We start from the raw sequence: 26,741 nt of genomic DNA, 5'->3' as shown, positions 1-26,741 counted from the left end.
GGAACGAGAATGGCCGGAGCAAACGGAACGCGCGCAGGACCGGAAAGACGCTTCGCCGATTCGGCTGCCGGAGCTTCGGTTGCCGCCCGAACCTTCGAGATCCTCCTCGACCAGATTCTCACTTTCCGGCTGAAGCCGAACGAGATGGTCTCCGAAAAAACGATGTCGGAAGCGCTGGGCGTGAGCCGCACACCCGTGCGCGAGGCGCTCGCCCGCCTCGCCACTCTCCGGCTGATCGACATCTATCCCCAGCGCGGCAGCATCGTTGCACCATTGAGATTCGCCGATCTGGAGAAATCCCAGTTCCTGCGGGAGGCGCTGGAGGTCGGCCTCGTGGTCCGCGCTGTGGAGAGCCCCAACCGGACTCAGCTTGTGCAGAAGCTGAGGGATGAACTGGCTATCCAGGAGACGCTGTCGTCGATCTCCGACGAACGTCGCTTCTACAAGTCCGACGAGCTCTTCCACCAGCAGATCGCCGCCTATGCGGGTTTTCCCGGAATCTGGGCGGATATCAATGCGGCGAAGCTGCACATGGATCGCTTCCGCTATCTTTCCTTTCCGCGGCTCGATGCCATGTCCGTCGTCATCGACCAGCACCGCCGGATCGTCGACGCCATTGAGGGTGCGGACGCGCAAGCGGCCGAGGAGGCGATGCGCATCCACCTGCGGCGCGTCTTCGCTGCGTTGAAGATCGTGCAGGAGCGCTATCCCGAGTATTTCGAGCGATCCGACCTGCCCTCGATGTCGGCGGCGGGGGATTCCGAGAAGCAGAATGCGGGCCGCGAGGATACCGCGGCGTGATGACGTGGCGCTTTGCAAGCGATTTCGTCCAGGGCGAGGTGCAAAGTCTCGGCGGCATGCTCGGCCCGGTCTCCTTCGATCTTGGCGGCAGGCTTGTGCAGCCCTTCGCGATTGCTCCCTGGGCTGACGAGGAGGACGAAGAGCATCGGCGGCTTCCCGGCATATTGCAGCGCCTAAGGGGCGAATGGCCGTGCGTGCCGTTCGGGATTGATGCCCCGCGTCCCGATCTGCCGGAGGATTGGCGGCCGCCGCGCGGCATGGAAGGTGCGGTCGTGGACTCATTTCCACACGGCTTCGCTTCCAATCACCACTGGCGCCTGCTGAAGGCGGGCAGGCGCTCAGTGACGATCGGGATCGACTATCCGGAAGGGCATGCAATCGGCCGCCTTGTGCGCACCGTCACCGCCGCTGTGGACAGTGCGGCGCTGGACCTCGCCCTCGAAATTCACGCTCGGCACGATTGCCGCGTACCCGTGGGGCTTCACCCGGTCTACAAGCTCCCCGAAAGGCCCAGGCGGTTGCATCTCGATCTGGCGGAACAGTCGAGGTCATGGACGTTCCCGTTGGAGGTGGAGGCTGGCCGCACGGCGCTCAGGCCAGACCAGAGGGACGCGCCTCCCAATGCGCTGCTGTCGCGCGAAGGTGATCTGATCGACATTCGTACGCTTCCCCTGCCCGGAGAAAGCGAAGACCTCGTGCTCCTGACGGGGCTCGGCGGCAGCATCTCCTTCACCTATCCGGATCTCGGCTACTCCATCGTCCAAACCTGGAACGCGGCGCATTTTCCCGCTTGCTGCCTGTGGATTTCCGCAGGGGGCAGGCGGTTCTACCCATGGTCTGGCCGCTTCCGTGGGCTCGGCGTAGAACCGGTTGCGGCGCCCTTCGATCTGGGGCCGGCCACGGCGGCGGCGGGGTCCGATCCTCTTTGCCGAAGCGGCGTGCCGACGAGCATTGCCCTGACCGCAGCGGAACCGTTCAGGACCGAATACCGGATCGCCTGCAGGGCGGCCTGAGATCACTGACGCGCAAGCGAAGATGAGGAACGGCGTTGACTTATCGCGACGAAAACTTCCTGCGATCGCACATTCGGAGCATCGTCGACTTCTATTATCCCGTGTGCATCGACCACGAACGCGGCGGCTTCATCAACCAGCTCCTGGACGACGGGACTGTTTTTGACCCGAACACCAAGCATCTCGTCGGCACCTGTCGCTTCATATATAACTTCGCCGTCGCCTTCCTGCATTTCAACGAAGAGCAATATCGTCAAGCCGCCGCGCATGGCCTTGCCTTCCTCGGGAGGCATCATCGGCAGGCCGATGGCGGCTACGCGTGGGTGCTGAGCGGATCGGAAGTGATCGACCCAACCCGCTACTGCTACGGCCATGCCTTCGTGCTCCTGGCTGCCGCTGCGGCAGCCAAAACAGGCCTGCCGCAGGCGCAGGCCCTGGTGTCCGAAACATACGATCTGCTGGAAACCCGCTTCTGGGAGGCGGACGCCGAACTCTATGTGGACGAGATCGGCGCTGGCGACTGGTCGGCTGTCGCCGCCTATCGAGGGCAGAACAGCAACATGCATATGTGCGAGGCGATGCTTGCCACTTTCGAAGCGACAGGCGAGGCGCGCTATCTCGATCGCGCAGCCACCTTGGCGCGGCGCATCTGCAGTGAACTCACGGCCCAATCAGGAGGCCTGCTCTGGGAGCACTACCACAGTGATTGGAGCCTGGACTGGGAATACAATAAGGAGGATCCGAGGCATCTGTTCAAGCCCTACGGGTATCTCCCCGGCCACTTCGTCGAATGGGCCAAGCTGCTCATGATCCTCCATCGCTATCGGCCCGAAGACTGGCAAGTCGCTTCGGCGGAGCGGCTGTTCAACACGGCAATGGAGAAGGCTTGGGATGGAGAGGCCCAGGGTATGCACTACAGCTTTGCTCCCGACGGCGGCATCCTGGATACGGACCGCTACTATTGGGTCATATCCGAAATGATCGCTGCCGCCGCCCTGCTCGCGGTGCAGACGGGGCGGCGGCAATATTGGGATTGGTACGAGCGCGGCTGGGAATATGCCGACCGGCATTTCATCGACCACAAACATGGCGGCTGGTTTCGCATTCTCGACCGTTTCGGGCGGAAGTATAGCAATGAGAAGAGTCCTCCGGCCAAGACCGATTATCATCCGGTGTCGGCCTGCCATGAGGTCATAGTGGCGTTGAGGAAGACGCCTGCTTCGAAGTACCGTGACAAAAGAACCACCGTACTAGATCCGCGATCCTGACTCTCACCAGGCGTGAGAGAACGCGGGAACAGTCGAAGCGATGTTGAGTTCTTCGTGGCCTGTAGGAGCCATAGGGACTATGGTCTCCGACCATAGCCCCAAGCGATCAATAGGGTAGTAGTTCCGGCTCAGCTACCCTCTGCCGATGTGGAGAAGTGGTCTATCTCGCCTGCCTCATAAGCAGGAGATCGCGGGTTCGAATCCCGCCACCGCAACCAGATCAGGACCGAGTAGCGATGGCGAGTACAACCGCGATAATCAGCAGAAGCGGCCCCATCCATTTGAACTGGCGGACGAGGTGCGTCTGCCATGCCGGTCGTCCCGGGTTGGTCGGAACCGAGAGAAAGCCAAATCCCACGCCGGTCATCCATAGGCCGACGCAGAGCATAATGAACTCGTCAATATAATCTGCGATCACGATATTTCCTCACTCCCTGCTATCAAGGCAGGAGACCACACATGGCGCTGACCAGCAAGATGGAAGCGCGCGGCCGGCCGTCCCTGACCGCCTGGAACAGCGCCACTCGCCGCAACTTGCGCGTATGAGATTACCCCGGGCGTCGGTTTCGAGGGTGAGACGGAGAGGCACTCGCCTGAAGAACTGAAGCGGCGTGTGAGGTAGCTGGGGACGTGCTTGCGCCTCGACAAGGCTCTCGCCCTGGTGGGCGCGGGCTAGGGGGGTGGGCGAAAGTCCAAGGCCGTTCCCTCCCGGACGGTGCGCTGGAAATGGCCGGCTGCAAAGCCACAGGAGCGCCTCAGTCTTCTCCCTCGCCAGAGAACACGCCCGCGGAGCTTGAGCCCGCGCCAGTGACGCCTCCAGCGGGCAAAGCGGGTCTGCGGACGACAATGCTGCCTCGAAATCAAAAATGGTCTGAGCGGAATCTGAACCCGACCACGAGATTGCAAACCTGCAACGGCAGATTGACCTGCAGCGCGAGGACTTCCAGCAGTTCTCAAGCTCCCTCGGCAATGGCCGTGACGTGATCCAGGACCTTAAGTCGGAGATCGAGCGGCTGCGCGATCAGTTGGCGGATATCCGGTCTCGGCAGTTTCAGCGCCTCGGTACGTCCCCATGAGCGAAACGCCAGATGCGTTTTCAACTTGCGCAATGCCCCACCGTCAAGTTGAATGAGTGATACTTTGTCTGGGGACGCTGTCAATGAGTCCAAGCCAAGCGCCGTAAGGCAGTACGTTGGCCGCGCGACGGCAAGAGGAAAAATTGCCGCGGCACCGGGGTCTGGGGGGCAAGGAGTGGTGCGGGGAAGCAGATCTTTCAGTCGTGGCAGGCACGCAGCGCTTCTCGCCGCGTCGGCTCTGATCGCCCCCGGCGCCCATGCGCAGTCCACGAACTGGACGGGATCGCTGGACGCCAACTGGTTCAATCCCGCGAACTGGAATCCTGGTGTCCCCTCGTCAGGGGCCGCGTATATTGATAGCGAGGGTCGGCAACCGATTATCGACGCACCAGGGGCTCAGATCGGAGAGCTCTACATCGGTGGCGTAAACTACGGTCAGTTGATAATCGCCAATGGCGGCACCCTCACTAGCTCCGCAGCAGCGATCGGCTTGGGTTCTGGGATGTCTGGATCGGTTGAGGTCATCGGCCGCGGCTCCGCCTGGACGACCGGCTTCGTGATCGTGGGCTCCTCCGGAACCGGAAGCCTGACGATTGCGGACGGCGGGAATGTCACGGCCAGCGATCCCGTCAATGCAGGTCAATTCCCCGGCAGCGCTGGTGTGGTGAATATCGGCTCATCGGCAGAATTCGCCGCCGCGGCGCCAGGCACCCTCGTTGCGCCGAGTGTCTTTCTAGGCTTCTCCGGGCATAGTCGCCTCGTCTTCAACCATACCGGCAGCGACTATGTGTTTGCACCCGCAGTGGTGGGCAACGGCGATGTCAATCATTTGGCCGGAACCACCACTTTAACGGGCAGCAGCAGCTTTGCTGGTCAGTTCACAGTGGGCGGCGGCATCATGAGGGCAGGAGCCGTGAACGCCTTCGGCCAAGGAGCCAAGTTCTATGTTAATGGCGGCGTCCTCGACCTCAACAACTTTGATCTTGCGGCGGCGGAATTGAATGGTTCGGGTCCAGTCTCGGCCGGCGGCGCCAGCTTGATCCTGGACGGAGGAACTTACAGCGGCATTATCTCTGGCGCGGAGAACCTTGAGAAGAGGGGGACGGGCACCCTCACGCTCACCAACGCACACAGCCTCACTGGTGATCTGATCGTTGCGACCGGTACGCTCGTCGTGGACGGTAGCGCGGCCGAACTCGATCTGACCGATAAGCGCGGCGCCGTTATGGTTGGCTCAGTCAGGGGCAGCAACGGCCATCTCGTCATCCGCAACGGCGGAAGCGTAAGGAAGTCGGCTAGGCAGGGATTTACCGAGTTGATTGCGGCCGAGCAATATAGCGTTGGCGCCTTCGGTGGGCGTGGCGTGATCACGATTGAGGGTGAGGGTTCAACCTTTTCCGATGCCACCGTTGTCTTTCAGGTTGGTGCAATGGGAGGAACGGGTACGCTCGGCATCCGTGATGGCGGCGCGGTCACTACCAGGTTTTCAAGAGTAGGATGGGACAAGGGGTTTGGCTCAGTCACTGTTGAGGGCCTGAATTCGATTTGGACAGCATCTCGCATCGACATCGGTTCCATGGAGAGCTCGGGCTCGTTGACAGTCGCCAACGGCGCGCAGGTAAATGCTACTGTCTTTGATCAGTTTGGCGATGCCACTTTGATGCCGTTTGTGCGCCTGACTGCCTGGCCGCAGCGAGACGAAGTGGAATCCGCTGTGCTGAGCGTAAGGGGCATGGGATCTAGCTTAACGACGTACGACCTCTACGCCGATGGCCCCGGTGCGTCGGTGACCGTCACTGACGGGGGGGCGATTGATCTGAATGGCGGTACGTTCGCCATCACCGCCAGTACGCTTAACATTGGTTCTGCTGCAGACGCACCTGCCGCCGGCGCCGGAAGCGTGCTCAATGCGTCGGTCGTACTCAACGGAATTATCAACTTTAACCATACTGATGAGAGCTACGAATTTATTCCGGCCATAGCGGGCACAGGTACGATCAATCAACTTGCCGGCACGACCCTGCTGATCGGCGACAGCAGGGCCTTTACCGGCGACACCAACGTCACAGGCGGGATGCTTAAACTCGAAGGAGCGCTTGGCAGCGGAACCATTCAGGTTCGCGATGGGGGGATCCTCGGCGGCTCGGGATCAACTGCGGGCACAGTGATAGCTTCCCACGGTGGAACCCTGTCCGGCGCGAGTGGCCAGACCCTAGAAATGGCCTCTTTGTCTCTACACGGGGAAGCAACGGTCAATGTGACGCTTGGCTCGCCGACCGCGCAGCCGTTGTTCAAGGTGGCCGGTTCGTTGAGGCTCGATGGCACGCTCAACGTTGCGCATACGGGCTCGTTCGGTGCTGGCGTGTACCGCCTGATCAACTATGACGGCGAGCTGGCGGACGAGGGGCTCGAGATTGGGAGCGTGCCGGCGGGGGTGGAGGCGGGGCAGCTCTCGATCCAAACAAGTGAAGCTAACTGGGTAAACCTCATCAGCAGCGTGGGGCAGGAGCTCGCGTTCTGGGACGGCGACGATCCCGAAGATGCGTATAACGCCTCAATCGACGGCGGCTCCGGAACCTGGACCGCCTCCTCGCCCACATGGACGGACGCGAACGGCGTATTCAACGGGCCGATGAACCCAAAGCCGGGCTTTGCCGTCTTCCAGGGCATTGCCGGAACGGTCATCGTGAATGACGATCTCGGTCTGGTTGGCGCCACCGGCATGCAGTTCTCGGTGGACGGCTACGCCATCGAAGGCGATGCGATCAATCTGGCTGGCCCGCTGAACATCATCCGGGTCGGCGACGGAACGCCGCAAGGCGCTAATTATTCAGCATTCATCGACGCCGCATTGACCGGACAAGGCGCGCTCGTCAAATCTGATCTCGGCACTCTCATCCTCGCGGGGCAAAATGGCTATGCGGGAGGGACGGTCGTGATTGCCGGTAGACTCGTCGGCAACGTCGACTCCATTCGCGGCGACCTGGCCAACGCCGCTACAACTGTGTTCAACGAAACAGCCGATGGGGTGTTCGCTGGCCAGATCACCGGCTTTAACGGGTCGAATGGAAGTGTAATCAAGGAGGGTCTAGGTGCGCTTACGCTGGGCGGTTCCTCCCAGCTCGACTGGACGATCTCCTCCGGCAGTCTAATCTCCTCGGCAGCCCGGTTTACCGGCGACGCGAGAGTCGATGTCGGCGCTTCGTTGACATTTCGAGACGAAGTGGATGCTGCGTACCTCGGCACGCTGTCGGGCACCGGCCGCTTCACAAAAACCGGGAGTGGCACCACCTCGCTCACTGGAGATAGTTCAACCTTCATCGGAATGTCCGAAGTGCTCGGCGGGAAGCTCACCGTCAACGGAAAGCTTGGCGGTGACCTCACCGTCGCCGCGGCTGCGACCCTCGACGGCTCAGGCGAGATCGGCGGGGCGGTAACGATCGCCGATGGCGGCACGCTGACCGGGCGACAAGGTGTGACATTGTCCATGGGATCGCTCACCCTCGGCAGCAGCTCGTCAACGGCTGTCGCGCTTGGTAGGCCGGGCAACCAAACAGGCCCTTTCCACGTGTCCGGAGACCTCGTACTTAACGGTGCACTGAACGTTGCGGACGCGGGCGGCTTTGGCGCTGGCGTCTACCGGCTGTTCGATTATGGGGGTCGGCTTACAAATCTCGGATTCTCGATCGGCGCAAGGCCGGCTGGCATTGACGCTGCGGACTTAACTCTGCAGGACGCGGTGGCTGGTCAAGTAAACCTAATTTCCACCGATGGAGCCGTGCTGACCTTTTGGGACGGAAGCGACAGCTCTAAGCACGATAACACGTCAATCGACGGGGGCTCCGGCTCATGGACGCTTGCGGGCCGAAATTGGACCGACTCGACGGGCAAGTTCAACGGGCCCTATCAACCGATGCCGTCCTTTGCCGTGTTCCAGGGCACTGCCGGAACCGTAACGGTAGAGAGCCAGGCCGTGTCGGTAACCGGCATGCAGTTCACGGCCGACGGCTATCGAGTTGAAGGCGCGTCAATCGACCTCGAGGGCGAGGGCAGTAGGACGGTAATCCGTGTCGGCGACGGTTCCAATGCGGGTGCTGGCATGACTGCGACAATCACGTCGAGCCTGAGAGGTGCAAGTCAACTCGTCAAATCCGATCTTGGCACCTTGGTTTTGGCGGGCACCAACGGCTATATGGGTGGCACTGCCGTTTCTGCCGGTACGCTGATTGGTGATGACTTGTCCATCCGCGGGGACATCGCCAATGCTGGCACGACTGTATTTGAGCAGCTCAGGGATGGCGAATTCGCGGGGGACATCGCCGGCCTGTCCGGCACGGACGGCCGAATGGTGAAGCGTGGTGTCGGCGCGCTCACGCTTCGCGGCCTTTCCACCTTGGACTGGAGTGTGAAACAAGGCAAGCTCATCTCCGCGACGGATCGTTTTGCTGGTGATCTAGAACTCTCGTCCGGGGCGATGTTCGCCTTAGACCAGGATTATGCCGGCAGCTATGGGGGCACCATTTCCGGTTCGGGCACTCTCGCGGTGATCGGCGGCGGCGTGGTCGAGCTCACCGGCGATAATTCTGGATTCAAAGGGACAGCTGAGCTTATTGGTGCGACTCTGGTGGCAAACGGAATGCTCGGTGGCTCGCTCGCCATACTCGGTGGCGGCAAACTTGAGGGCATCGGCACTGTCGGGACGACAACGCATCACGGGGGAACCATCGCGCCGGGCAGGTCCATCGGAACGCTCACCATCGACGGTCATTATTTCGGCAATGGCGGTCTGATTGCGATCGAGACGGAACTGGGAGGCGACGCGTCGCCCACCGACCTTCTTGTCATCAACGGTAACTCCTCCGGGACAGCTTACGTGGACGTGACGAATCTTGGCGGCACCGGAGCGCCGACAGTCGAAGGAATTCGCATCATTCAGGTGGAGGGTGCTTCCGACGGTGCTTTCTCACTTGTGGGTGACTACGTGTTCCAGGGCGCGCAGGCAGTCGTGGCGGGGGCTTATGCTTACCGGCTGTACCAGGGTGGCGTGAGCGATCCTGGCGATGGGGATTGGTACTTGCGTTCCGTTTATGACCCGGAGCTCGAGCCGGAACCAGAACCTGAGCCCGAGCCGGAGCCAGAGCCCCAACCGGAGCCCGAACCGGAGCCAGAGCCGGAGCCGGAACCAGGTGGTCTACTCTATCAGGCGGGCGTGCCGCTCTATGAAGCCTATGCCGGCGCTCTGCTCGGCTTCATCGACATCGGTACGCTGCAGCAGCGCGTGGGCAACCGGCAGTGGACCGTCGTCGCCGAGGGCGCTGACGCGATCTCGGAAGAGACGGTGGCTCAGAGGCAACTCGGCATCTGGGCGGAACTGCGTGGCTTCGGCGGGAGCTTCGAGCCGGAGACCAGCACGACGGGCGCCGACTACGATCTGTCGAGCTGGAAGTTCAAGGCCGGCATCGACATTCCGATCGCCGATGTCGGCGCGGGCGATCTCATCGGCGGTTTGAGCCTGCATTACGGCACCTTCTCGGCCGACGTCGCCTCCATCCATGGCGACGGGTCCATCGAAGGCTCCGGCTATGGCGCAGGCGGCACGCTCACCTGGTATGCCGACAACGGCTTCTATGTGGACGGCCAGGCGCAGGTGACCTGGTTCGACAGCGATCTTGAATCCAGCACGGCCGGGCTGACGCTGGAGGACGGCAATGAGGGCGTGGGCTACGTGCTCAGCCTCGAAACAGGCAAGCGGATCGCGCTGACGCCGGCCTGGGCAACCACCCCGCAGGCGCAGCTCACCTATTCGGCCGTGGAGTTCGACGACTTCACCGATGCCTTCGGGGCGGATGTGTCGCTGGACAGCGCCGAGAACCTCGTCGGGCGCCTCGGCATCACGCTCGACCGCCAGGCCGAGTGGCAGGGTTCGTCCGGCAGCATCAACCGCTCGCATTTCTACGGCATCGCCAATCTCTACTACGACTTCGACGGCGGCTCGAATGTGGATGTCGCGGGAGCGGATATCGAGAGCGAGGACGATGCGCTCTGGGGCGGTCTTGGCGTCGGCGGCTCGCTCAACTTCGCCGAGGACAAATACTCCCTCTATGGCGAGGCGCTGGCGAAGACGAGCTTGGAGAACTTCGGCGATAGCCACTCGATCACCGGCACGGTCGGCTTCCGCATGCAATGGTAGGGCGCGTCATTACCCCATTGTGACCGCCCCATGCCCCGCTGGCTCCGGCCAGCGGGGCTTTTTATTTGTTGATCCACAGTGGCGGGTGAGTATTGCTCGCCGCTGCTGAATCGACCACCCTTAATTTCGAGTTGCTCAGCGGTCCCCGGCAGCGGGTGTCTGGCCGGACGGTACGTCCATCCCCTCGAAGAAACCTGTGGCCCGAGGAGGTCCGCGATCGTCTAGGAACGGCATGGCCAAGGCGGCGATCCGCTCCGCCTCGGCCATGATGCCGATGTGCGATGTGGCCGGCAGTATAGCCAAGCGCGCACGCGGCGCCCCTGCAAGGAAACCCCGAGCCGCTGCCTGCCGGTCTCCGCCGCCGCGCAGTTCGAACAGTTCAATGGCGTGCTGCAGTTCCACTCCGTCCGCGTCCCCAGCGATAATCATAGTCTTGTCGTCGATCCCGCGGATCGCATCGTTTGAGCTCTCGTAGTTCGCCTCTTCCAGGGCGGTGACCTCGCTGATGAAGGTAGCAAATTCGTTCGGGGTGGGCGAAAGTCGCCGATATCCATCTTCAATGGGCGTGCCGGCGAACATCTCAGGCGTCACTTGCTCCATCGCCTCGAGGACTTCGGGGTACCAGCCGTCACGCCGCGACGGACCGGAGACGATGATCTGCTTGCCCACCCGCTCTGGATGCCGAATCGCCATAAAGATTGCGGTGGTGCCGCCCATTGAATAACCCAGCACGTCGGCGCTCGGCACGTCCAATGCCGCTAAAACAGCCGCTGCATCGTCAGCCATCAGTTCGTAGGTGATGGAGCCGGGGAGGTCGCCCGTGCGGCCATGACCGCGAGCGTCGATGGTGATTACGGGGCGGCTGGCAACAAACGGCTCGACGAACGGGAGCATGGTGTCTCCCCACATGAACGAGCCATGTAGCACTAGAAGCGGCGTTTTTCCCGAGTTCAGATCACCATAGACCTGATAGAAAATTCGTCCGCCCTCGACATCGGCATACCCCGTGCGGGTGGGTGGCAAAGGGGCGGTCGTTTGCCCGGCAGTCTCGCTCGCGCTGGCCGCGGAGCCTTGAGTGGAATCTGCCGAGCGTGCATCGCCACCTGCCAGCACTAGCGGTACCACCGCCGAGACCAAGATTCTATGAAGCGCCATCATCCGTCTCCTCATAGTGCTCCTCTTCACTACCATTCAGCTTCAGTCGGAGCCTAGCCCCTGCGACGCGCGGTTGGGCGGCTCCTTTGCGGAGAATCTGACCCACATCATTCGCAACGGCTGTCGGTCCGCCGGTGCATCATGGAGGTTATCCCACACGAGCCAATTGTCTGTGGGATCAAGACGAGATCGTATCGTTTCGATTGCGTGGTCGCCGATGTTTCCGCCGCGGACCGAGACGGCGGAACACTCGCTGATCTGGAGTTTAGCTCGTCTAGCGATTTCAAGATATGCCCCTCCAGTTTGCTGAAGGGCGACAACTAATCCGAGCCAGCCTGGTTCCAACGTGATTTCAGCCACACCTTTCGCCCCGCGAGCCTCGGCCGGCGGGCTTTGGCGTTCAGGGTCGCCGGCGTGTCCAGGGCCGCGGTGAAGATGATGGTATTGGCTTCGCCATTGGAGTTAGCCGTGGAAATCGCGGCTGCCAGCTGAGCTTCGTTCGTCACCAGGAAAGATGCCGCATGCGCTGCTCCCATCGGAGCACATAATGCCGCGACGCTGGTCGCCGTGTTGAGAATCCACGGCTGCCTTGCCCTTCCGATCATAGAGTGCGCCCCAGCAGTTGTTTCGAGAATTGTTGGTAGCTCTGCCCCTAATGCCTTGCAACGTATAAAGGCAAAGCATCTGCTAGGGGCGACTGTACTATTCGGGATCACCTTGTTCTCGAACGGCACGTTTCCCGGATCGACGGACGATGCCTTACCGTCGGGGAGGTTGCAAGCCTTCCTAGATCAATGGTGTGTCGGCGGCACAGGATCAAAAAGGTTCAATGCCTGCACAACCTCTGCGATTGTCTCTTGCGGCATATCTCTGCCCCAGTCGGCCACGAGATCAAAAACCTGCGGCGACAGGTATCCGCCGCACCGAAGGGATGACGATATGTTGGTTCGCGTGATGGTGGCGGATCGGGTGCTATTCGAAGACGAGGGCGCTACGGCGTTTTATGAGCTAACTGGCGCGCTCGCAGTTCTGTGAGGCGTGACCTCAGTCCGATGGCAGCATTTGGGGGTTCCAGACTATTTCCCAAAGGTGTCCGTCAGGATCAGTAAAATAGCCTGCGTACCCGCCATAGAACGTATCCTGCGGTGCCTTGATAACCTGTGCGCCAGCAAGCCGGGCCTTGCGCATGATGTCATCCACGTCCTCGCGTCGCAGAACATTATGCCCGATGCTGCTGGCGGTGCTGCAGATCGGCTGCTTGGGCAATCCGGTGTCATGGACAAGGTCATCCTGCGTCCAGATGGCGAGCTTCAGACCGCTCTGGAGATCGAAGAATGCAACCGCGCCATGCTCAAATTCCCGCCCGATGATGCCCTGGGTGGGGAAACCCAGCCCATCGCGGTAAAAGGAAAGCGATTTTTCAAGATTGGAGACAGCGAGCGTGAGAACGGAAATACGTGGTTTCATGGCCATACCCTTCCTATCGGCGTCCGCACCATGCGTACGCCTTGATAGTCTTGGGCCGTCACCTTTAGTGACGGAAGGACCCGCCAAGCGGGGGCCGGGCCAACCTTCCCGAACCTAACCTGTTTTAGACGCGACAAAGCTAACGATCAGACCGCCCTGCGTCAACGCATTTGCCAGCCTCCGCGACGCGTCACACGCTTCCGCCGACGCGAAACCTTTCGGCTGATTCACGGTTAGGAGGAAGACCTTTCCCGGTCGCCTTTCAGTCACCCCTACCATCCCACTGGCTCAGGCCAGGGCCTTTGCGCGATGCCATGTCACCTGCCTGCAACATTTGCGCGAAATCCGCCTCCGTGGGCAATCACGTACTTGCACCCACGCAAATGTAAGTGAACCTTCCACGGAACGATTGGGGGCACATCACATGTCGCAGGGCTGGAAACGAGCAATTTGGTGCCTGGGCGCCGGTACTGCCATTGTGATTGTGAGCGCCACGCCGCTCCGCGCCGATGGCGGGGCGGGAAGCGGGGGCGAATACGGTGACCACGGCGGCGCTGACAGCATCCTTGGCCCAGGTGAGGCGGGGGACGATTTTGGAGATATCACCTATGGAGGAGGCGGAGGTGGGGGCGGTTCTGGCGTAGTAGGAGGACGGGGCGGCCTTAGCGCTGGTAACCCTTCTGCCTTTGGAGGCGCAGGCGGTGCATTGCCGGGCGAATCGGGATCGAATGGCCAGGATGCTAGCCCCATCTTCCTCGCCGGGGGCGGGGCCGGAGGCGGTGGTGGCGCACACGGCTACGTCGGAGATGCCTTGCCAATGGGCAGTGTTCAGGGCGGAGACGGCGGTCGCGGTGGCAGCGGAGAATTTGGCGATGGGGGCGGGGGTGGGGCAGGCGCATACGGCGCCGTAGTCACTGGTATTGGCTATCTCGGGATTCTATCCTCGGATGTTCACGGCGGAAATGGCGGTGCGGGAGGAAACTCCGCCAGAAACCGCCCAGGGGATGGCGGGACCGGCGGAGTTGGCCTCTATTTGACCAATGGCGCGACCTTCGGAGTTGCCGCCCAAATCGCGGGTGGCGACGGGGGAGCACGAGGGTCAGCTCCATTCATTGCGCCCCAGAGCCAAATCGCGGCGGGAGGAGCCGGCATATTCGGCCACGATCTCTTCTTATCGATCCTATCGGGCGGCTCCGTTTCCGGCGGGTTTGCAGGCGGCTTCGCTGGTGTCGAAAGTAGTCGAGCCAACGCGATCACCTTCACCAGTGGCCTAAACCTTCTCGAAATCCATGATGGATCGACAATTCGCGGGAACGTCGAAGCAAACGGGTCAGCTGACAGCTTCCGCCTTGGCGGGAGCGGGAACGGCACGTTTGACGTTTCTTCAATTGGAAGGACGGAGCAGTATCGGGGCTTCGAGTACCTTCAGAAGACCGGCAGCAGCACGTGGACCATAACAGGCCAGGCAACCAACCAACCGGCTCCATGGGCCATTTACGACGGGACTTTGATGATGTCCGCAGGGTCTGACCTTGGGGACGTGCCTCTCACTAACTATAGCGGGACCCTTGCCGGCATTGGTACGGTCGGATCGGTAATTCTCTACGGGCCGACAGTTCAGGCTCCTGAGGGTGCTGTCATCGCGCCTGGAGTCAATGGGATAGGCTCATTGACTATTGACGGGGATTTTCATTCCGATCGAGGCGTCCTGCAAATCCAGACGGAACTCGGCGGCGATACTTCGCCAACTGACCTTCTCGTGATCACCGGCGGTACTTCCGGCAGCACGAACGTGGATGTGATCAATCTCGGCGGAACTGGTGCGCCGACCGTGGAGGGCATTCGCATAATTCAGGTGGGCGGCGCCTCGAACGGCGTTTTCTCGCTGGTAAGCGACTACGAGTTCCAGGGTGATCCTGCCGTCGTTGCCGGCGCTTACGCCTACCGGTTATACCAGGGCAGCACCAGCGATCCCGCCGACGGCGATTGGTATCTGCGCTCTGTTTTGGAGCGCGAGCCTGAACCGGAGCCAGAGCCGCCACTCTACCAGCCAGGCGTGCCGCTCTACGAGGCCTATGCCGGCGCTCTGCTCGGCTTCATCGACATCGGCTCACTCCAGCAGCGTGTGGGCAACCGGCAGTGGACCGTCGTCGCCGAGGGCGCTGACGCGGTGTCGGAAGAGACGGTGGCTCAGAGGCAGCTCGGCATCTGGGCGGAACTGCGCGGCTTCGGCGGCAGCTTCGAGCCGGAGACCAGCACGACCGGCGCCGACTACGATCTGTCGAGCTGGAAGTTCAAGGCCGGCATCGACATTCCGGTCGCCGATCTCGGCGCGGGCGATCTCATCGGTGGGGTGAGCCTGCATTACGGCACCTTCTCGGCCGATGTCGCCTCGGTCCACGGCAACGGCTCCATCGAAGGCTCCGGCTATGGCGCAGGCGGCACGCTCACCTGGTATGCCGACAACGGCTTCTATGTGGACGGCCAGGGGCAGGTGACCTGGTTCGACAGCGATCTTGAATCCAGCACGGCCGGGCTGGTGCTGGAGGACGGCAATGAGGGTGTGGGCTATGCGCTCAGCCTCGAAACAGGCAAGCGGATTGCGCTGACGCCGGCCTGGGCAACCACCCCGCAGGCGCAGCTCACCTATTCGGCCGTGGAGTTCGACGACTTCACCGATGCCTTCGGGGCGGATGTGTCGCTGGACAGAGCCGAGAACCTCGTCGGGCGCCTCGGCATCACGCTCGACCGCCAGGCCGAGTGGCAGGGCTCGGGCGGCAGCATCAACCGCTCGCATTTCTACGGCATCGCCAACCTCTACTATGACTTCGACGGCGGCTCGAATGTGGATGTCGCGGGAGCGGATATCGAGAGCGAGGACGATGCGCTCTGGGGCGGTCTTGGCATCGGCGGCTCGCTCAACTTTGCCGACGACAAATACTCCCTCTACGGCGAGGCGCTGGCGAAGACGAGCCTGGAGAACTTCGGCGATAGCCACTCGATCACCGGCACGGTTGGCTTTCGCATGCAATGGTAGGCGCGTCATTACCCCATTGTGACCGCCCCCATGCCCCGCTGGCCGAAAGGCTGGCGGGGTTTTTTGCGCCTGGGCGGAACTTCGGAGCGGTGTGTGATTTTTTAACCACTTGATTTCCGTGGCCGTTAAGCCTGCCGGTCACTCCAGTCGCTAGCAAGCCCCGTGGCCGACGAGCCGCGGGGTTTTTTAGAACCGTCGCTCAACTCTGTAACCGCTTGGTATTTTTCCTGACAACCCATCGGCTTCGCAGCCCGGAACGCGCTCCAGCCAGCATTGTTCGGCATGAAAGCACGCGGAGCAATGTTGGAGATCAGGCTATGCCTACGTTACCTTTGGCCATCGATATAGCTGACACTGTTGCCAGCGCAGATCCCGGTCTCGATACTGGGGCAAAGGCGGACGAACTGCTGGAGGCGCATCCTGAAGCAAATGCCACTCGCGAAGACGTTCGTGAAACGCTTGAAGAAGAGCTTCGCAGCTTAGACGAGTAGACGCCCACAATGCCGTACTACAATTTTCGCCTCAAACCAGATGAGGTCCTTCCTCACGACGCGATCGAAGACGTTCATTTGCCGGATGCGGAAGCCGCCATGAAAGAGGCCACGAGGACTTTTGGCGAGCTGATCCGTGATATGGAAGGGCTACCCTTCGACTCCGAATGGCGGATGGAAGTCGCCGACGAGGAGGGGCCGATCTTCGCCCTCTCCTTTGGTGCGAAGCCGATGCGCTGAGATTGCCGCTACGGCGCGGCAGAGCATCCGTAGCTGCTTTTCGCTCTCATGGTGTTGCATTGCCGCCCCGTTACTGCTCCAGCTCCGGCCACGGCGCATTTATTATTTGGGCGAGCTCAGCTAACGCAGCCAGCCAGTCCTTCTTCTCCTCATCCGTGGCGTCCTCCCACTTTTTGCCCTTGAGGGCTTCAAATTCCCTGATCGCGGGCTCGTCTTGGGTCATCGATTTTCCTCCCCCACTAACCCCCAGTCGATTCAGTTGTCGGTTGTTGTCAACGGCTATCTGGCCTTGGCTCCAGCTCGATCATGCCTTCATCGATCAAGCTCAGCAACTCGTCGGCTTCTTCCTCATTCAGGCCAAGAAGGGGACCGCCGCCCACGGCTTGCGCCGGTTTGCCGGTGAAGGTGTTATAGACCATCCATGAGCCGTCATCGGCTCTGCGCTTTTCGTAGCGCTCGGTGTCGATCAGCTCTAGATCGCCGGACACCGGCTTTCTACTTTCATCCCAGCCTTCGCAGCACGCTTTCACTGCGGCTTCCTGCGCTTTGAGCCAAATATCCGCATTCCGGCTGGCTTCCTCGTCGAGGTCGCCTTTAAAGCCGCCTATGTCCCAGCCTTCCATCGCGAAGAACCCTTCGGATGCTTCTGCGGGATGCACTCCCGCCTCCTCGAAGACGGCTCCGGCTGCATCCAGGCCTCTCCTGATGTCCTCATCACTCGCCCCCTCAACCTTCAGCGTAAGCGCATACATGTTCGCCTCTGTCTCTAGAGTGGATTGACCGGCTCTATGCATTTTGGGCCCTTCGCCTTGTTCGAGTTCACCTCGCGGCCAACGCGGTAGAACTGAAGCTGAGAATCTATGGTTCTCTCGAAGAGAAGCGGCTTGAGCTTGTCGCCGGGCGTCGAAGGGTCGAGCCATTCATCGTAAGCGGCCGGATCCAGAATGGCCGGCTGACGGTCATGCAGTTGGGAGATCGGCTCCGTCGCCGGCATGGTGATGATCGTGCAGCTCGTCACGTCCAGCTTCTTGTTGTGCGCCCAGAGGCCGGCGAAGCTGAACGGCTGATGTTCTGGCAGGTGAATGTGCCAGGGGTCTCGACCGTCGTCATCCGGGTTCTTGGTCCACTCGTAGAAGCCATCCGCTGGGATCAGACAGCGCGTCGTCCTCCATGCATCCTTGAAGGCGCCGGAGCTGTCGGCCGTCTCGATCCGCGCATTGAACATGGCTGCCTTGGGCATCTCCTTCGCCCACCCTGGCACCAGCCACCAGCGCCCTAGGTGCAGCCTATGCGCGCCGTTCTCGCCGACAGTGACGAAGGGCACCTCATCCGTTGGGCAGACGTTGTAATTCGGCTCGTCATTGCGCTGCTTTTCCCAGTCCAGAGTCAGCCGGTAAAGCCGGTGGATCTCGGACCAGGTGAGGTATCGGGTGAAACGGCCGCACAAATGTCACTTCTCCCACAAAATTGTTACCTTGCCGGTCTCCGGGTCCATCCCTCCGGTCTTTGCCGTCCAGACGATTCGCCCTTTCTCGCAAAGTTGAACGATCGAATAGGAGCGCATTTGGAGCGCCTTCTTGTAGGCGACGTATCCTATGCCGAAATTGGCGCACTGGGCCAGTTCCTCGACAATCTCGAAATTCTCGTCAACCGAATAGACGGAAGCAGGCCAGTCCTGCCGCGGCGGCCGTAGGGGCATATCCTTCTCCCCTCTAGCTACGTGCTGTGTTTTTCTGGCAGCGGAAACTGTGACTGATCCGCCCTTGTGGCCGCACCGCTCACAACGGATCGCTTTCCTGAGCCTGTCGTCACCGACACAGGAATAGTCTGGCCCGAAGGTGGCGATCATCTCCTTGAGGTCCAGAACCTGTGGTGGCCGCAGAACGCAGAGCCACAATGGGCCGTGAGCTGCATTTCATGGTCGACCAAATCCTGAAGGGTGCGGATGATGTAGCGGCGCATGGTGGTTCTCGTGTTTTTGGGCGCCGCAATGAAAGGGATGTATTCTTGTTTTGTTCCGCGGGTCAATCGCACCAGCTGACGCACCTATCGCCGAGCTATCTGGAGCGACGAGCCAGCTTGGGCCGCCCACATCGGCACATCGGGGGAGGCACGCTGGACGGCAGATGGCGTGCCCGTCCAGCGACCTTCCTATGCTTCGAGGTCAGCGAATTTTTGCTGTGGGTGTCAGTTCGGCGACCGGGACCCATCCCAGAAGTTCGTCGCCGGGCGCGAGCGTCATCGGCGAAATTATCGCGTCGTTAGCGTCGTCGGGAAGATGGTCGAACCATCCCGTGGCATTGGTACCCTCCGCCTTTGCCAGCACCCGAAATCGACCTCTTCGCGCTGGTAACTCCGGCTCCCCCACCCACAGCGGAAAGTCGTTGAGGTAGTCAGCTGGAAAAGCGGCGATGCGCCCATCTTTCTTCCTGACCGCCAGGATGAACGTCTCGAGGTCTCCTCGTTCCACCGGCGGCGTTTCCTTGCTATCCCGGTATCTCACCATGATCGGCTCCTCAACGCCCGACATCGGACCGGCCTCCCTCTCGATGGTTGCCGTTTTCGCAAACTGAGGAAATGGGCCCCTCCACGACCTCGGCCGCCATATCGATGAAGTATGAGAGGTAGTTGACGTTAACCTCTCGCTCCAGGAGCGGGGCGAGGCGCGCTGCTTCGCGAAGGTGCATCGCGACCAACACTCGAACTGGAAGCTCACTCGCGCCCTCAATGCGCACAGGTGCTGTGCTCGCTTCATGTGAACGCATGTACGATAACTCCTCGTCTCGCGCCGGCTTGGCAGCAGGGCGCGGTCACGCCGCCCTAAGTGCGTTGCCGCCCGCGTGAAATACCGACGCCGCAACGCCCTGCTTTGCACGCATCCGCTGCAGGACACGCTCGGACATTTCAAAGGCGCCGCAGCAGACAGGGTGCTCACCAAAGCCGTCGGCTCGGCCGAGCTCGTCAAACAGCATGCCGGCACGATCATAGAGCCGGCTGACACGCGGCTCGTAATTGCCGATCACCGTGTCAATCCCATACCGCACGCTCCACTCGACCATGGCCAGCATGAGCAAACCGAAAGCTTTTCCCTGCGAAATGTGTGGGAAATCGCGTGCCAGGTTCTCGGCGTGAACACACGATCTGGTCGCCTCCCAGATGCTGGGAGCGGAGAGGGTTGCGATGTTTGGGGCCGTCTGATGAAATACGTCGAAGAGGAGAGTGGGGCCGGTGGTCGGCAGCATCCTTAGCGAGGCGTAGATCGTCGTAGCGCCCGGATCGCACCAGACAAGATAGGACGGGCCAAGGTCATCATAGCGGTCCCGCTCGATGTCCCCCTCCACTTGAACGTCCCAGCGAAGCATATCGTGGAATACCCTCTTCCTGAGGATGAACATCTCCCGCATGAGGTGCGCATGGTTCTGGTATTCCGGCCTGTCTATACTGATGAACATTCTCATCTCCATCGGTTAACGGGACGGGATGGAGATTGATGCCATTTGCCAGAAAAGAAAATCGCCCCAAAAGGGTGCACCTTTTCTGGTTCGCTCGATGGAGCATACAAGAAGACATGTACCCAAGAGGGTACCTGCTGCCGAGTACCCGCTATTGCGTATACCTCACTGGGTACCCCCGATCGGGGGTATTAACGGCTTATGATCCGGTGGTGTATAGCTTTGGCGACGGCTTGGGCCATCGTGGAGCACTGAAGCTTAATCCGCACGGTTTTCAGGTAAGCCTTCGTGGTGTTTTCCGACAGATCGAGGATAGCAGCGATGTCCTTCGAATCTTTACCCTGGGCCGTCAACGCAAGGCACTCGATCTCACGTTCGCTCAAATGGGGAAAGGGGCGTTCAGTGCCATACAGCTCCGCTAGCGCACGGGTATGAATGAAGAACGCGATCTCCGCGAGCGCAGCCTGGTGGGCGGACACAAATGCGTCCCACTCGCGCCTTCCGGCGTTGGAGGTGACCGTGAACAAAGAACGCCGGTTGTCCTTATCCAGCACTGGAATGGAATATCCCTGGGATCCAATTCCGTGTTTTTCGGCGTCGACCATCAGCTCCGCGGCCTCAGGCTTTATATCGAGCTCATGCCAGTAAAAGGGTCGAACCATCTCGAACCCCGCCTTTGCGACAGGATCGACGAGAAAGTAGCGTTTAACGAGGTAGCGCCCCAACCATTCAGGGGGATAAGTGGATTTTACATACGGCGCATCGATCGGTTCGATCGGGGTGTGACCAAGGTGAAAGGTAGCATGAGAAAGCTGATACCCATCTCTGACGATTTCGACAGCAGCCTCCACATCTCGTGCGGCTTTGACCGTATCGAAGATTGACGCATCGAGGTCACCAAGTGACCCTGCTTCGGAGTTCATCCGTACACTCCATGACGTGAGCTGAAATGCGAAGAAGGGGACGCCGCGAAGGCGCTGGAGGACAGGCAGAAGGGCGAGTGCATCGCCTGTTCCCTATTCCGACCCAAAAGGAATCCAATTGTTTGAGGCAGTCGGATCTCATTCAGGATGTCGCCGAGGCCCTCATTGCGGCGTACAAACGTCGTGCTAAATCCGAAGCCCTTAAGCGGGCACTTTGCCGCGAGCGAGCCGATGACGGGGAGAAGGCCCGCTTCTGGGCGAAAGTCTATCTTGAACTGGGCCAGACTAGGAACGGCGCATCCGAGCAGACCAAAGCAAGGGCCAAGGGGATCGCCCCGCCGCACCGTCCGGATCAGGATAGTTCCTAGCCGCCTGATTTTGGCCAGCCCCCCACCCACCTGTAGAGAGTGCCAAGGTGCGCTCTCTCTGCCTCCCATGTCGGCAAGTTACACAAAGTTTACGCTGCCAGGCAAGATTTGTACTACACAAGCACGAGCGGCCCTTTGGTTACCCACACCAGCTCACGCGCTTGCCGGGCCGCCAGGGGAGGGCATACCCCTCGCGCAGCAGCACCTCGCCCACGTCCTCGCCATTCGGCATCCTGACCCACACCAGCGGCCGGCGGTAGCGGTCGCGAACTCCGCTGTCCTCGATCGTCACGTCTTCGCGCAGCAGCTCGTCCAGCCGGCGCTTCGCCTGCTCGCCGAGGAAGCGCTCGGCCTGGCACTTCGCGTTCCCAATCTCCGGCGTGTCGATTCCCGACTTGTTCGGCTGACCGGGGCCGAGTAGCCGCATGTTCTCGCCGTTGCATTTGAACGTGTCGCCGTCCACCGTACCCAGGTGCAAGCAGGTGATGACGGTGGTGGCGGCGAGGGTGAACATTAGCTCTCTCCGAATTTGCTCAGCAGCGCAATAATTGCACTGGCTCCCAGGAAAGCAATATGTGAGAGCCGCTCGATCACCCTCCTCTGAGTGGCACTTCTGCCGTTACGCGTAAGAGCGAGCGCCGTCGCAGCGGCACCGCTTACCAGCGTCACTACCAGGACTGCTGAGAAGACAAGATGGAATGGTGTCATGGATCGCTCCTCCAGTTTCAGGAGCATTATCGATCCACGACGGGACAGGGGGACAAAGAAGCGTGATTTTTCTATGTGCATTGAATTGAAGGGGCTCATCTGGTGTCACATCACCTACATAGTGAAGCCACCCCGGAGCGCCGAGATCTATACGCTTCGTACATTCACCACCAGTTCACCGCGGCCAAGACGGCCCAAAGCCACTCAACTCTCCAGCATGTGATCCGCCAGGCTGTAACAGTGGCTCGCCTGATAGGCATTCCGACCCCGGTTTATGTGCGTTAGATTGAAAGCCCGGATCGCGCACAACACGCGGCGGGTCGCGAGAAGTTTGTCGATCGAGGCGGAGCCCCGCACATTGATACCGAACATATCCTCGCCGCGCGGGAAGAAATAGCTGACGTCTTCCACCCGAGGTGACGCAGCGCTCGATCAACGCCTCCTCCACATCACTCCCCGCGAGCAAGCGATCCCCGGGGGAGTCCGAAAGATGCACCAGGAATCTAGCGCGGACCCCCTTGCTGTCCGGATAGAGCGTAAAAGCTCCATCCAGCTCGCATTGACGCGCACAAGCGGCTTGCCCGAAGTCGACGGCAGACAAGAAACCGATCATAGCAATTCAGCGCGGCGATCTACTTATTTATGCAGGCCATAGCCGGATTGATGGATTGCTTGGGGACCTCGAACTCTTACGCAAGGAGGGCGCGGACTACATTTATCCCCAGCAACGGCCAGTCCTCGGCCCCAACGCTGCCCGGCAGTAAAGCCCCCGTTTTGGCCGCCGCACGCTGGCCGTTCCTATGCGCGATATCACCAATAAGCAGGATACCAATCTTGCCCTTACAAAACCACCGCTATCGAGGAGAACCGTGCGTTGCAGGCTCAATCTCGATCGTTGTCTGGTCCCTTCTGCAAAGAGTGCAAATATTCGAATCCATATTTCAAGCTGCAGTTTTTAGCCGCTTCCGATGCAGCATGGCTCGGACGAATTTGTCCCATTTTGCCATGCCGGCGCGCTTCTCGGGCATGTAGTTCCAGCGGTCGTAGTTCTTCGAGCTGACGTCCTGTAACGCATGGTTCTGAAGCCGATCGCGTATCTCCTTCGAAACGCCCGCCTTGCCGGCAAGCGTCTTGAACGTCCGGCGGAGGTCCCGGTTTGTGGCATGAGGGATGACACCGCGGTCGCGCTGGCGCCAGACAAAGCTGTAAAGCGTCGCGTGGCTGACAGGCTTCGATGGGTCCTTGGCCGAGGGAAAGTACCAGCCGTACACGTTCGGCTTGATCGACTCGATGAGCTCGGCCGCAAGCGATGGGACAGGAACGGCATGTGGCTGGAGGTTCTTGGTCTTCGACCAGTCGATGATCCGCTCAGTTGCATCCCACTGGTCTATATGCAGACGGGCGATTTCCTCGACGCGCTGGCCAGTCAGCATGATGAGCTGCACAGCGCGGGGGTAGGAGGGATGAACAGGGGTGTCCGGGCATTCAAGCCAGCGATAGAGCCGCACGAACTCGTCTTCGCTGAGCCACCGGGTGCCCTGGACCTTGGGTTCCGTCGGAATACCCGAAGCTGGATTGTACGGAATGCGGAAGCGGCGAGGGGAGGTGTTGCGATAGTCGTTGTCGGACTTCATTCCCCAGCTGTACGCCGCATGAATGTAGCCTCGCACATGGTCCGCCATCGATCGCGCCCCGCGCTCGTAGATCGGCCGGATCAGCTCGACGATCTCCTCGGATTCGATTTCGCTTGCGAGGCGATTGCGTCCGAGTGTGTCGGCGATCTTGCTGAGACCCTTTTCGGTCTCCTTCCAGGATGGCTTCCCCGCCGCCTTCAGCGACGTGACGTAGCCCTCGAATAGATCAGCCACTGTCCCTGGTCGAGCGTCGGTCGCGATCTTGATGCTGCGGCCCTTCTGGATGACGTCGGCGAAGTCGCGCTTGAAGATCTCCCGTGCCTGCGCGAGGGACATTGACGGATAGGCTCCGAGCTTTTTCTTGGTGCGTTTTCTGTCGCGCCATTGCTGCGCCATCCAGTCGGCCGTCACCCGCTTCGGCATCGGCTTGAGAACCAGGATCAGGCGGCCTGTCCCACGGCCCTCACCATCTGCCAGGTTCTCCTGCTTGCGTTTGCTCTCCACCCGCTTCAGCGCTTGGCGAATGGCGGATTCGGTCAGGCTAGGCACGGCGTTTTTCCTTCTCGGCAACTGGGGACGTTCGGGGAGATAGGGATCGGCGCTCGGGCTCTGGAAGCTGTCTGCCTACCCCTTAAACGGCCCCCAGTTTGCCAAAGCCGCACCCAGTACGCAACCCAGAAAAACCGTGATGCTTCAATGTGGTTGAGCGTGATCCAGCGTGATTGAACCAGGGTAAGTGGGGTGGTTGTGCACAAGAATGACCGCGCTGGCGGAGAGCTCCAGCGCCCGCCTCACCACCTCGCGCGGATAGACGGGCGTGTGGTCCACCGTGCCGGTCTGCTGGCACTCATCCTTGATCAGCGCGTTCTTCTTGTCGAGGAAGAGGATGCGGAACTGCTCGCGGTCCTCATAGGCCATGCTTGCGCGGCAATAGTCGAGCACCTGCGCCCAGGAGGAAAGCACCTGTTTGCCGCGCACCTCGCTCCGCAGCATGCGCTGGGTGAGGGCGGCGATCAGCTTCAGGTCGCGCGCGGCCGCTTCGCCGATGCCGGGAATCTCCTTGAGGCGATGCTCCGGCGCCCCGAGCACCTCCGCGATCGAGCCAAAATGCTGCAGAAGGGCCTTTGCCGGTCCCTTGGTGTCCGCGCGGGGGATGCTGCGGAACAGTACCATTTCCAGGAGCTCGTAGTCGGAGAGAGCGTCGCTGCCCGCTTCCGCGAAGCGCTCGCGCAGCCGCTCGCGATGGCCCTCATAATGCTTCCTCAGCTTTGCCTTTTCGGCCCTCGCCGCCGGCTTGGCCGCGTTCCCGTCAGGCGGGAAGAGGCCTTCGGAGAAGCCCGGTTCCTCGTCGTCGCCGATGCCAACCGCCCCCGCCGCCATAGCCTCAGCTCAGTCCCGGCCGATCCAGTCCACCCGGCGAAAGCGTGAAGACCTCGCACCCCGTTTCGGTCACGCCCACCGTATGCTCGTACTGCGCCGAAAGCGAACGGTCGCGCGTCACGGCTGTCCAGCCGTCGGCGAGCACCTTCACATGCGGGCGGCCGAGATTGATCATGGGCTCGATGGTGAAGATCATGCCCGGCCGCATCTCCACGCCCTCGTTCGGGCTGCCGTAATGCAGGATGTTCGGCGCGTCGTGGAAGAGCCGGCCCACCCCATGGCCGCAGAAGTCGCGCACCACCGAGCAGCGCTGCGCCTCCGCATAGGCCTGAATGGCCGCGCCGATGGCGCCCGTGCGCGCGCCGGGTTTCACCGCCGCGACGCCGCGCATCAGGCACTCGTGGGTAACCTCCAGCAGGCGCTCGGCGGCGCGCTTGATGGTCCCCACCGGATACATTCGGCTCGAATCGCCATGCCAGCCGTCGACCACGTAGGTGACGTCGATATTGACGATGTCGCCTTCGCGGAGCGGCTTGTCGTCCGGAATCCCGTGGCAGACCACATGGTTGATCGAGGTGCAGGTGGACTTGGTGTAGCCACGATAATTCAGCGTGGCGGGAATGGCGCCGTGATCCATGCCGTATTCGAAGACGAACCGGTCGATGGCATTAGTCGTCAGGCCGGGCTTGACGATCGAAGCCAGTTCGTCGAGACAGCGCGCCGTGAGCTGACACGCCCTGCGCATGCCCTCGAAGCCTTCCTCGCCATAAAGGCGGATCTGGCCGGTATTGCGCAAAGGCGCTGCGTCGGCGTCGAGATAGGTGACCATTCAGAATACCATTTCGATCAGGCGATCGGGGATGATCGCTTCCGCAGAGATTTGGCACCCTATCACAAAAGCTTCAACCCCCGCACGCTGCGCGCGTGCGAATGCGGCGCAGTAGGTCGGGTCGAGATCCGCACAGAGGCGGAAGCGGGAGCAATCGCCGCGCTGCACCACATAGATCATCACGGCGCGGGCGCCGGCAGCGCGCATGGCCGCCAGCTCGTCGAGGTGCCGGGCGCCGCGATCCGTCGTCGTATCGGGGAACTCGGCAAGGCCCTTGTCGCGCATGAAATGCACATTCTTCACCTCCACATAGGCGGGAGGGCGCTCCGGATGCTGCAGCAGGAAGTCGATCCGCGAGCGCAGGCCATAGCGCTGCTCGGGCCGTACCACCGGGTACTCCCCGAGATCGCCGACGAGCCCGGCGCGGATCGCCTCCGCCGCCAGCCGGTTCGGCAGGCCGGTATTTATGCCCACCAGCGTCCCGTCCGCCTCGACGATCTCCAGCGTGTAGGGATATTTGCGCTTCGGGTTCTCCCATCGGGAAAGCAGCACGCGCGAGCCCGGCGCGGTCAGGCCGAGCATGGAGCCGGTATTCGGCACAGCGACCGTCGTCTCCGTGCCGTCGGCGATCACGACGTCGGCCAGGAAGCGCTTGTAGCGGCGGAGGAGCCGGGCTTCGGTGAGGGGAGACGGGAATTTCATGGGCGGC

At 61.1% G+C, this 26,741-nt stretch carries 24 protein-coding genes, 1 tRNA gene and 1 pseudogene; 9 read left to right on the top strand and 17 right to left on the bottom strand.

What is annotated here, in order from left to right; translation table 11 throughout:
• Positions 1 to 9: 9 nt before the first annotated feature.
• The 4 genes from RIN79_RS17725 to RIN79_RS17710 all read left to right on the top strand — a co-directional run bounded on the left by RIN79_RS17725 (position 10) and on the right by RIN79_RS17710 (position 3,300).
• A complete protein-coding gene (locus RIN79_RS17725; RefSeq protein ID WP_309086013.1) occupies positions 10 to 801 on the top strand; it encodes a GntR family transcriptional regulator in 792 nt (263 codons plus the stop codon).
• On the top strand, positions 798 to 1,814 hold the full coding sequence (locus RIN79_RS17720; RefSeq protein WP_309086012.1) for a hypothetical protein: 1,017 nt from the start codon (positions 798 to 800) through the stop codon (positions 1,812 to 1,814). The genes RIN79_RS17725 and RIN79_RS17720 overlap by 4 nt, the downstream gene beginning before the upstream one ends.
• Positions 1,815 to 1,849: 35 nt before the next feature.
• On the top strand, positions 1,850 to 3,082 hold the full coding sequence (locus RIN79_RS17715; protein WP_309086011.1) for an AGE family epimerase/isomerase: 1,233 nt from the start codon (positions 1,850 to 1,852) through the stop codon (positions 3,080 to 3,082).
• Positions 3,083 to 3,222: 140 nt separating this feature from the next.
• Positions 3,223 to 3,300: transfer RNA gene (locus RIN79_RS17710), tRNA-Met, on the top strand.
• A 2-nt stretch (positions 3,301 to 3,302) separates the two neighbouring features.
• Here the strand turns inward: RIN79_RS17710 and RIN79_RS17705 are convergent.
• Positions 3,303 to 3,500 (bottom strand): hypothetical protein, encoded by a 198-nt coding sequence (locus RIN79_RS17705; protein WP_309086010.1) that lies wholly within the window; start codon positions 3,498 to 3,500, stop codon positions 3,303 to 3,305.
• Between the two features lie 833 nt (positions 3,501 to 4,333).
• Between RIN79_RS17705 and RIN79_RS17700 the strand changes: the two genes are divergently transcribed.
• Positions 4,334 to 10,348, top strand: a complete 6,015-nt coding sequence (locus RIN79_RS17700) for an autotransporter outer membrane beta-barrel domain-containing protein (protein ID WP_309086009.1) — start codon at positions 4,334 to 4,336, stop codon at positions 10,346 to 10,348.
• A 135-nt stretch (positions 10,349 to 10,483) separates the two neighbouring features.
• Here the strand turns inward: RIN79_RS17700 and RIN79_RS17695 are convergent, their stop codons facing one another.
• The 3 genes from RIN79_RS17695 to RIN79_RS17685 all read right to left on the bottom strand — a co-directional run bounded on the left by RIN79_RS17695 (position 10,484) and on the right by RIN79_RS17685 (position 12,970).
• Entirely contained in the window at positions 10,484 to 11,506 is a 1,023-nt protein-coding gene (locus RIN79_RS17695; protein WP_309086008.1) for an alpha/beta hydrolase, read from the bottom strand.
• Between the two features lie 317 nt (positions 11,507 to 11,823).
• The gene (locus tag RIN79_RS17690) at positions 11,824 to 12,108 is read right to left on the bottom strand and encodes a hypothetical protein (protein ID WP_309086007.1); all 285 of its coding nucleotides are present in this window, start codon (positions 12,106 to 12,108) and stop codon (positions 11,824 to 11,826) included.
• Between the two features lie 439 nt (positions 12,109 to 12,547).
• Entirely contained in the window at positions 12,548 to 12,970 is a 423-nt protein-coding gene (locus tag RIN79_RS17685) for a VOC family protein (protein WP_309086006.1), read from the bottom strand.
• A 728-nt stretch (positions 12,971 to 13,698) separates the two neighbouring features.
• Here RIN79_RS17685 and RIN79_RS17680 point away from each other — a divergent pair.
• The 4 genes from RIN79_RS17680 (at position 13,699) to RIN79_RS17665 (ending at position 16,738) form a co-directional block, all read left to right on the top strand.
• Positions 13,699 to 13,881, top strand: coding sequence for a hypothetical protein (locus tag RIN79_RS17680; protein WP_309086005.1), 183 nt, complete (start codon positions 13,699 to 13,701; stop codon positions 13,879 to 13,881).
• Between the two features lie 599 nt (positions 13,882 to 14,480).
• On the top strand, positions 14,481 to 16,007 hold the full coding sequence (locus RIN79_RS17675) for an autotransporter outer membrane beta-barrel domain-containing protein (RefSeq protein WP_309086004.1): 1,527 nt from the start codon (positions 14,481 to 14,483) through the stop codon (positions 16,005 to 16,007).
• A gap of 317 nt (positions 16,008 to 16,324) precedes the next feature.
• Positions 16,325 to 16,498, top strand: coding sequence for a hypothetical protein (locus RIN79_RS17670; RefSeq protein WP_309086003.1), 174 nt, complete (start codon positions 16,325 to 16,327; stop codon positions 16,496 to 16,498).
• Between the two features lie 9 nt (positions 16,499 to 16,507).
• Positions 16,508 to 16,738: a DUF6894 family protein gene (locus RIN79_RS17665; protein WP_309086002.1), complete on the top strand. Its 231-nt coding sequence runs from the start codon at positions 16,508 to 16,510 to the stop codon at positions 16,736 to 16,738.
• A gap of 70 nt (positions 16,739 to 16,808) precedes the next feature.
• On the opposite strand, the gene RIN79_RS17660 is transcribed toward RIN79_RS17665, so the two are convergent.
• From RIN79_RS17660 to sfsA, 13 genes and pseudogenes are all read right to left on the bottom strand, one after another.
• The gene (locus tag RIN79_RS17660; protein WP_309086001.1) at positions 16,809 to 16,961 is read right to left on the bottom strand and encodes a hypothetical protein; all 153 of its coding nucleotides are present in this window, start codon (positions 16,959 to 16,961) and stop codon (positions 16,809 to 16,811) included.
• Between the two features lie 49 nt (positions 16,962 to 17,010).
• Positions 17,011 to 17,490 carry a hypothetical protein gene (locus tag RIN79_RS17655; RefSeq protein ID WP_309086000.1) on the bottom strand — a complete coding sequence of 160 codons (480 nt, stop codon included), beginning with the start codon at positions 17,488 to 17,490 and terminating at the stop codon, positions 17,011 to 17,013.
• 14 nt (positions 17,491 to 17,504) lie between these two features.
• A complete protein-coding gene (locus RIN79_RS17650; RefSeq protein WP_309085999.1) occupies positions 17,505 to 18,185 on the bottom strand; it encodes an SOS response-associated peptidase in 681 nt (226 codons plus the stop codon).
• Between the two features lie 3 nt (positions 18,186 to 18,188).
• Positions 18,189 to 18,437 (bottom strand): hypothetical protein, encoded by a 249-nt coding sequence (locus tag RIN79_RS17645; protein WP_309085998.1) that lies wholly within the window; start codon positions 18,435 to 18,437, stop codon positions 18,189 to 18,191.
• 465 nt (positions 18,438 to 18,902) lie between these two features.
• Positions 18,903 to 19,268, bottom strand: coding sequence for a hypothetical protein (locus RIN79_RS17640; protein ID WP_309085997.1), 366 nt, complete (start codon positions 19,266 to 19,268; stop codon positions 18,903 to 18,905).
• Positions 19,269 to 19,548: 280 nt separating this feature from the next.
• Positions 19,549 to 20,190, bottom strand: coding sequence for an acyl-homoserine-lactone synthase (locus tag RIN79_RS17635; RefSeq protein WP_309085996.1), 642 nt, complete (start codon positions 20,188 to 20,190; stop codon positions 19,549 to 19,551).
• Between the two features lie 191 nt (positions 20,191 to 20,381).
• Entirely contained in the window at positions 20,382 to 21,113 is a 732-nt protein-coding gene (locus RIN79_RS17630; protein ID WP_309085995.1) for a LuxR family transcriptional regulator, read from the bottom strand.
• A 507-nt stretch (positions 21,114 to 21,620) separates the two neighbouring features.
• A complete protein-coding gene (locus RIN79_RS17625; RefSeq protein WP_309085994.1) occupies positions 21,621 to 21,995 on the bottom strand; it encodes a thermonuclease family protein in 375 nt (124 codons plus the stop codon).
• A 398-nt stretch (positions 21,996 to 22,393) separates the two neighbouring features.
• Positions 22,394 to 22,798 (bottom strand): annotated as a pseudogene (locus RIN79_RS17620) (hypothetical protein); the annotation flags it as partial.
• Positions 22,799 to 23,130: 332 nt separating this feature from the next.
• Positions 23,131 to 24,372 (bottom strand): tyrosine-type recombinase/integrase, encoded by a 1,242-nt coding sequence (locus RIN79_RS17615; protein WP_309085993.1) that lies wholly within the window; start codon positions 24,370 to 24,372, stop codon positions 23,131 to 23,133.
• A 144-nt stretch (positions 24,373 to 24,516) separates the two neighbouring features.
• Positions 24,517 to 25,203, bottom strand: coding sequence for a DNA repair protein RadC (locus RIN79_RS17610; RefSeq protein ID WP_309085992.1), 687 nt, complete (start codon positions 25,201 to 25,203; stop codon positions 24,517 to 24,519).
• Between the two features lie 4 nt (positions 25,204 to 25,207).
• On the bottom strand, positions 25,208 to 26,032 hold the full coding sequence (map, locus tag RIN79_RS17605; RefSeq protein ID WP_309085991.1) for a type I methionyl aminopeptidase: 825 nt from the start codon (positions 26,030 to 26,032) through the stop codon (positions 25,208 to 25,210).
• Positions 26,033 to 26,734, bottom strand: coding sequence for a DNA/RNA nuclease SfsA (gene sfsA, locus RIN79_RS17600; protein WP_309085990.1), 702 nt, complete (start codon positions 26,732 to 26,734; stop codon positions 26,033 to 26,035).
• Between the last annotated feature and the right edge of the window lie 7 nt (positions 26,735 to 26,741).

It is taken from the genome of Chelativorans sp. (genome assembly GCF_031180965.1).
In the GTDB taxonomy this organism is placed as follows: domain Bacteria; phylum Pseudomonadota; class Alphaproteobacteria; order Rhizobiales; family Rhizobiaceae; genus Chelativorans.
The sequence above is the reverse complement of the archived record's forward strand: the minus strand, read 5'-3'. Positions and strand labels throughout refer to the sequence as shown.

What these genes read in the sequence shown, in the direction of transcription:
- RIN79_RS17725 (WP_309086013.1), top strand. Translation starts at nt 10, where the DNA reads ATGGCCGGAGCAAACGGAACGCGCGCAGGACCGGAAAGACGCTTCGCC.
- RIN79_RS17695 (WP_309086008.1), bottom strand. Translation starts at nt 11,506, where the DNA reads ATGATGGCGCTTCATAGAATCTTGGTCTCGGCGGTGGTACCGCTAGTG.
- RIN79_RS17690 (WP_309086007.1), bottom strand. Translation starts at nt 12,108, where the DNA reads ATGATCGGAAGGGCAAGGCAGCCGTGGATTCTCAACACGGCGACCAGC.
- RIN79_RS17685 (WP_309086006.1), bottom strand. Translation starts at nt 12,970, where the DNA reads ATGAAACCACGTATTTCCGTTCTCACGCTCGCTGTCTCCAATCTTGAA.
- RIN79_RS17680 (WP_309086005.1), top strand. Translation starts at nt 13,699, where the DNA reads ATGGCCAGGATGCTAGCCCCATCTTCCTCGCCGGGGGCGGGGCCGGAG.
- RIN79_RS17675 (WP_309086004.1), top strand. Translation starts at nt 14,481, where the DNA reads ATGATGTCCGCAGGGTCTGACCTTGGGGACGTGCCTCTCACTAACTAT.
- RIN79_RS17670 (WP_309086003.1), top strand. Translation starts at nt 16,325, where the DNA reads ATGCCTACGTTACCTTTGGCCATCGATATAGCTGACACTGTTGCCAGC.
- RIN79_RS17665 (WP_309086002.1), top strand. Translation starts at nt 16,508, where the DNA reads ATGCCGTACTACAATTTTCGCCTCAAACCAGATGAGGTCCTTCCTCAC.
- RIN79_RS17660 (WP_309086001.1), bottom strand. Translation starts at nt 16,961, where the DNA reads ATGACCCAAGACGAGCCCGCGATCAGGGAATTTGAAGCCCTCAAGGGC.
- RIN79_RS17655 (WP_309086000.1), bottom strand. Translation starts at nt 17,490, where the DNA reads ATGTATGCGCTTACGCTGAAGGTTGAGGGGGCGAGTGATGAGGACATC.
- RIN79_RS17645 (WP_309085998.1), bottom strand. Translation starts at nt 18,437, where the DNA reads ATGCCCCTACGGCCGCCGCGGCAGGACTGGCCTGCTTCCGTCTATTCG.
- RIN79_RS17640 (WP_309085997.1), bottom strand. Translation starts at nt 19,268, where the DNA reads ATGTCGGGCGTTGAGGAGCCGATCATGGTGAGATACCGGGATAGCAAG.
- RIN79_RS17635 (WP_309085996.1), bottom strand. Translation starts at nt 20,190, where the DNA reads ATGTTCATCAGTATAGACAGGCCGGAATACCAGAACCATGCGCACCTC.
- RIN79_RS17630 (WP_309085995.1), bottom strand. Translation starts at nt 21,113, where the DNA reads ATGAACTCCGAAGCAGGGTCACTTGGTGACCTCGATGCGTCAATCTTC.
- RIN79_RS17625 (WP_309085994.1), bottom strand. Translation starts at nt 21,995, where the DNA reads ATGTTCACCCTCGCCGCCACCACCGTCATCACCTGCTTGCACCTGGGT.
- RIN79_RS17610 (WP_309085992.1), bottom strand. Translation starts at nt 25,203, where the DNA reads ATGGCGGCGGGGGCGGTTGGCATCGGCGACGACGAGGAACCGGGCTTC.
- map (WP_309085991.1), bottom strand. Translation starts at nt 26,032, where the DNA reads ATGGTCACCTATCTCGACGCCGACGCAGCGCCTTTGCGCAATACCGGC.
- sfsA (WP_309085990.1), bottom strand. Translation starts at nt 26,734, where the DNA reads ATGAAATTCCCGTCTCCCCTCACCGAAGCCCGGCTCCTCCGCCGCTAC.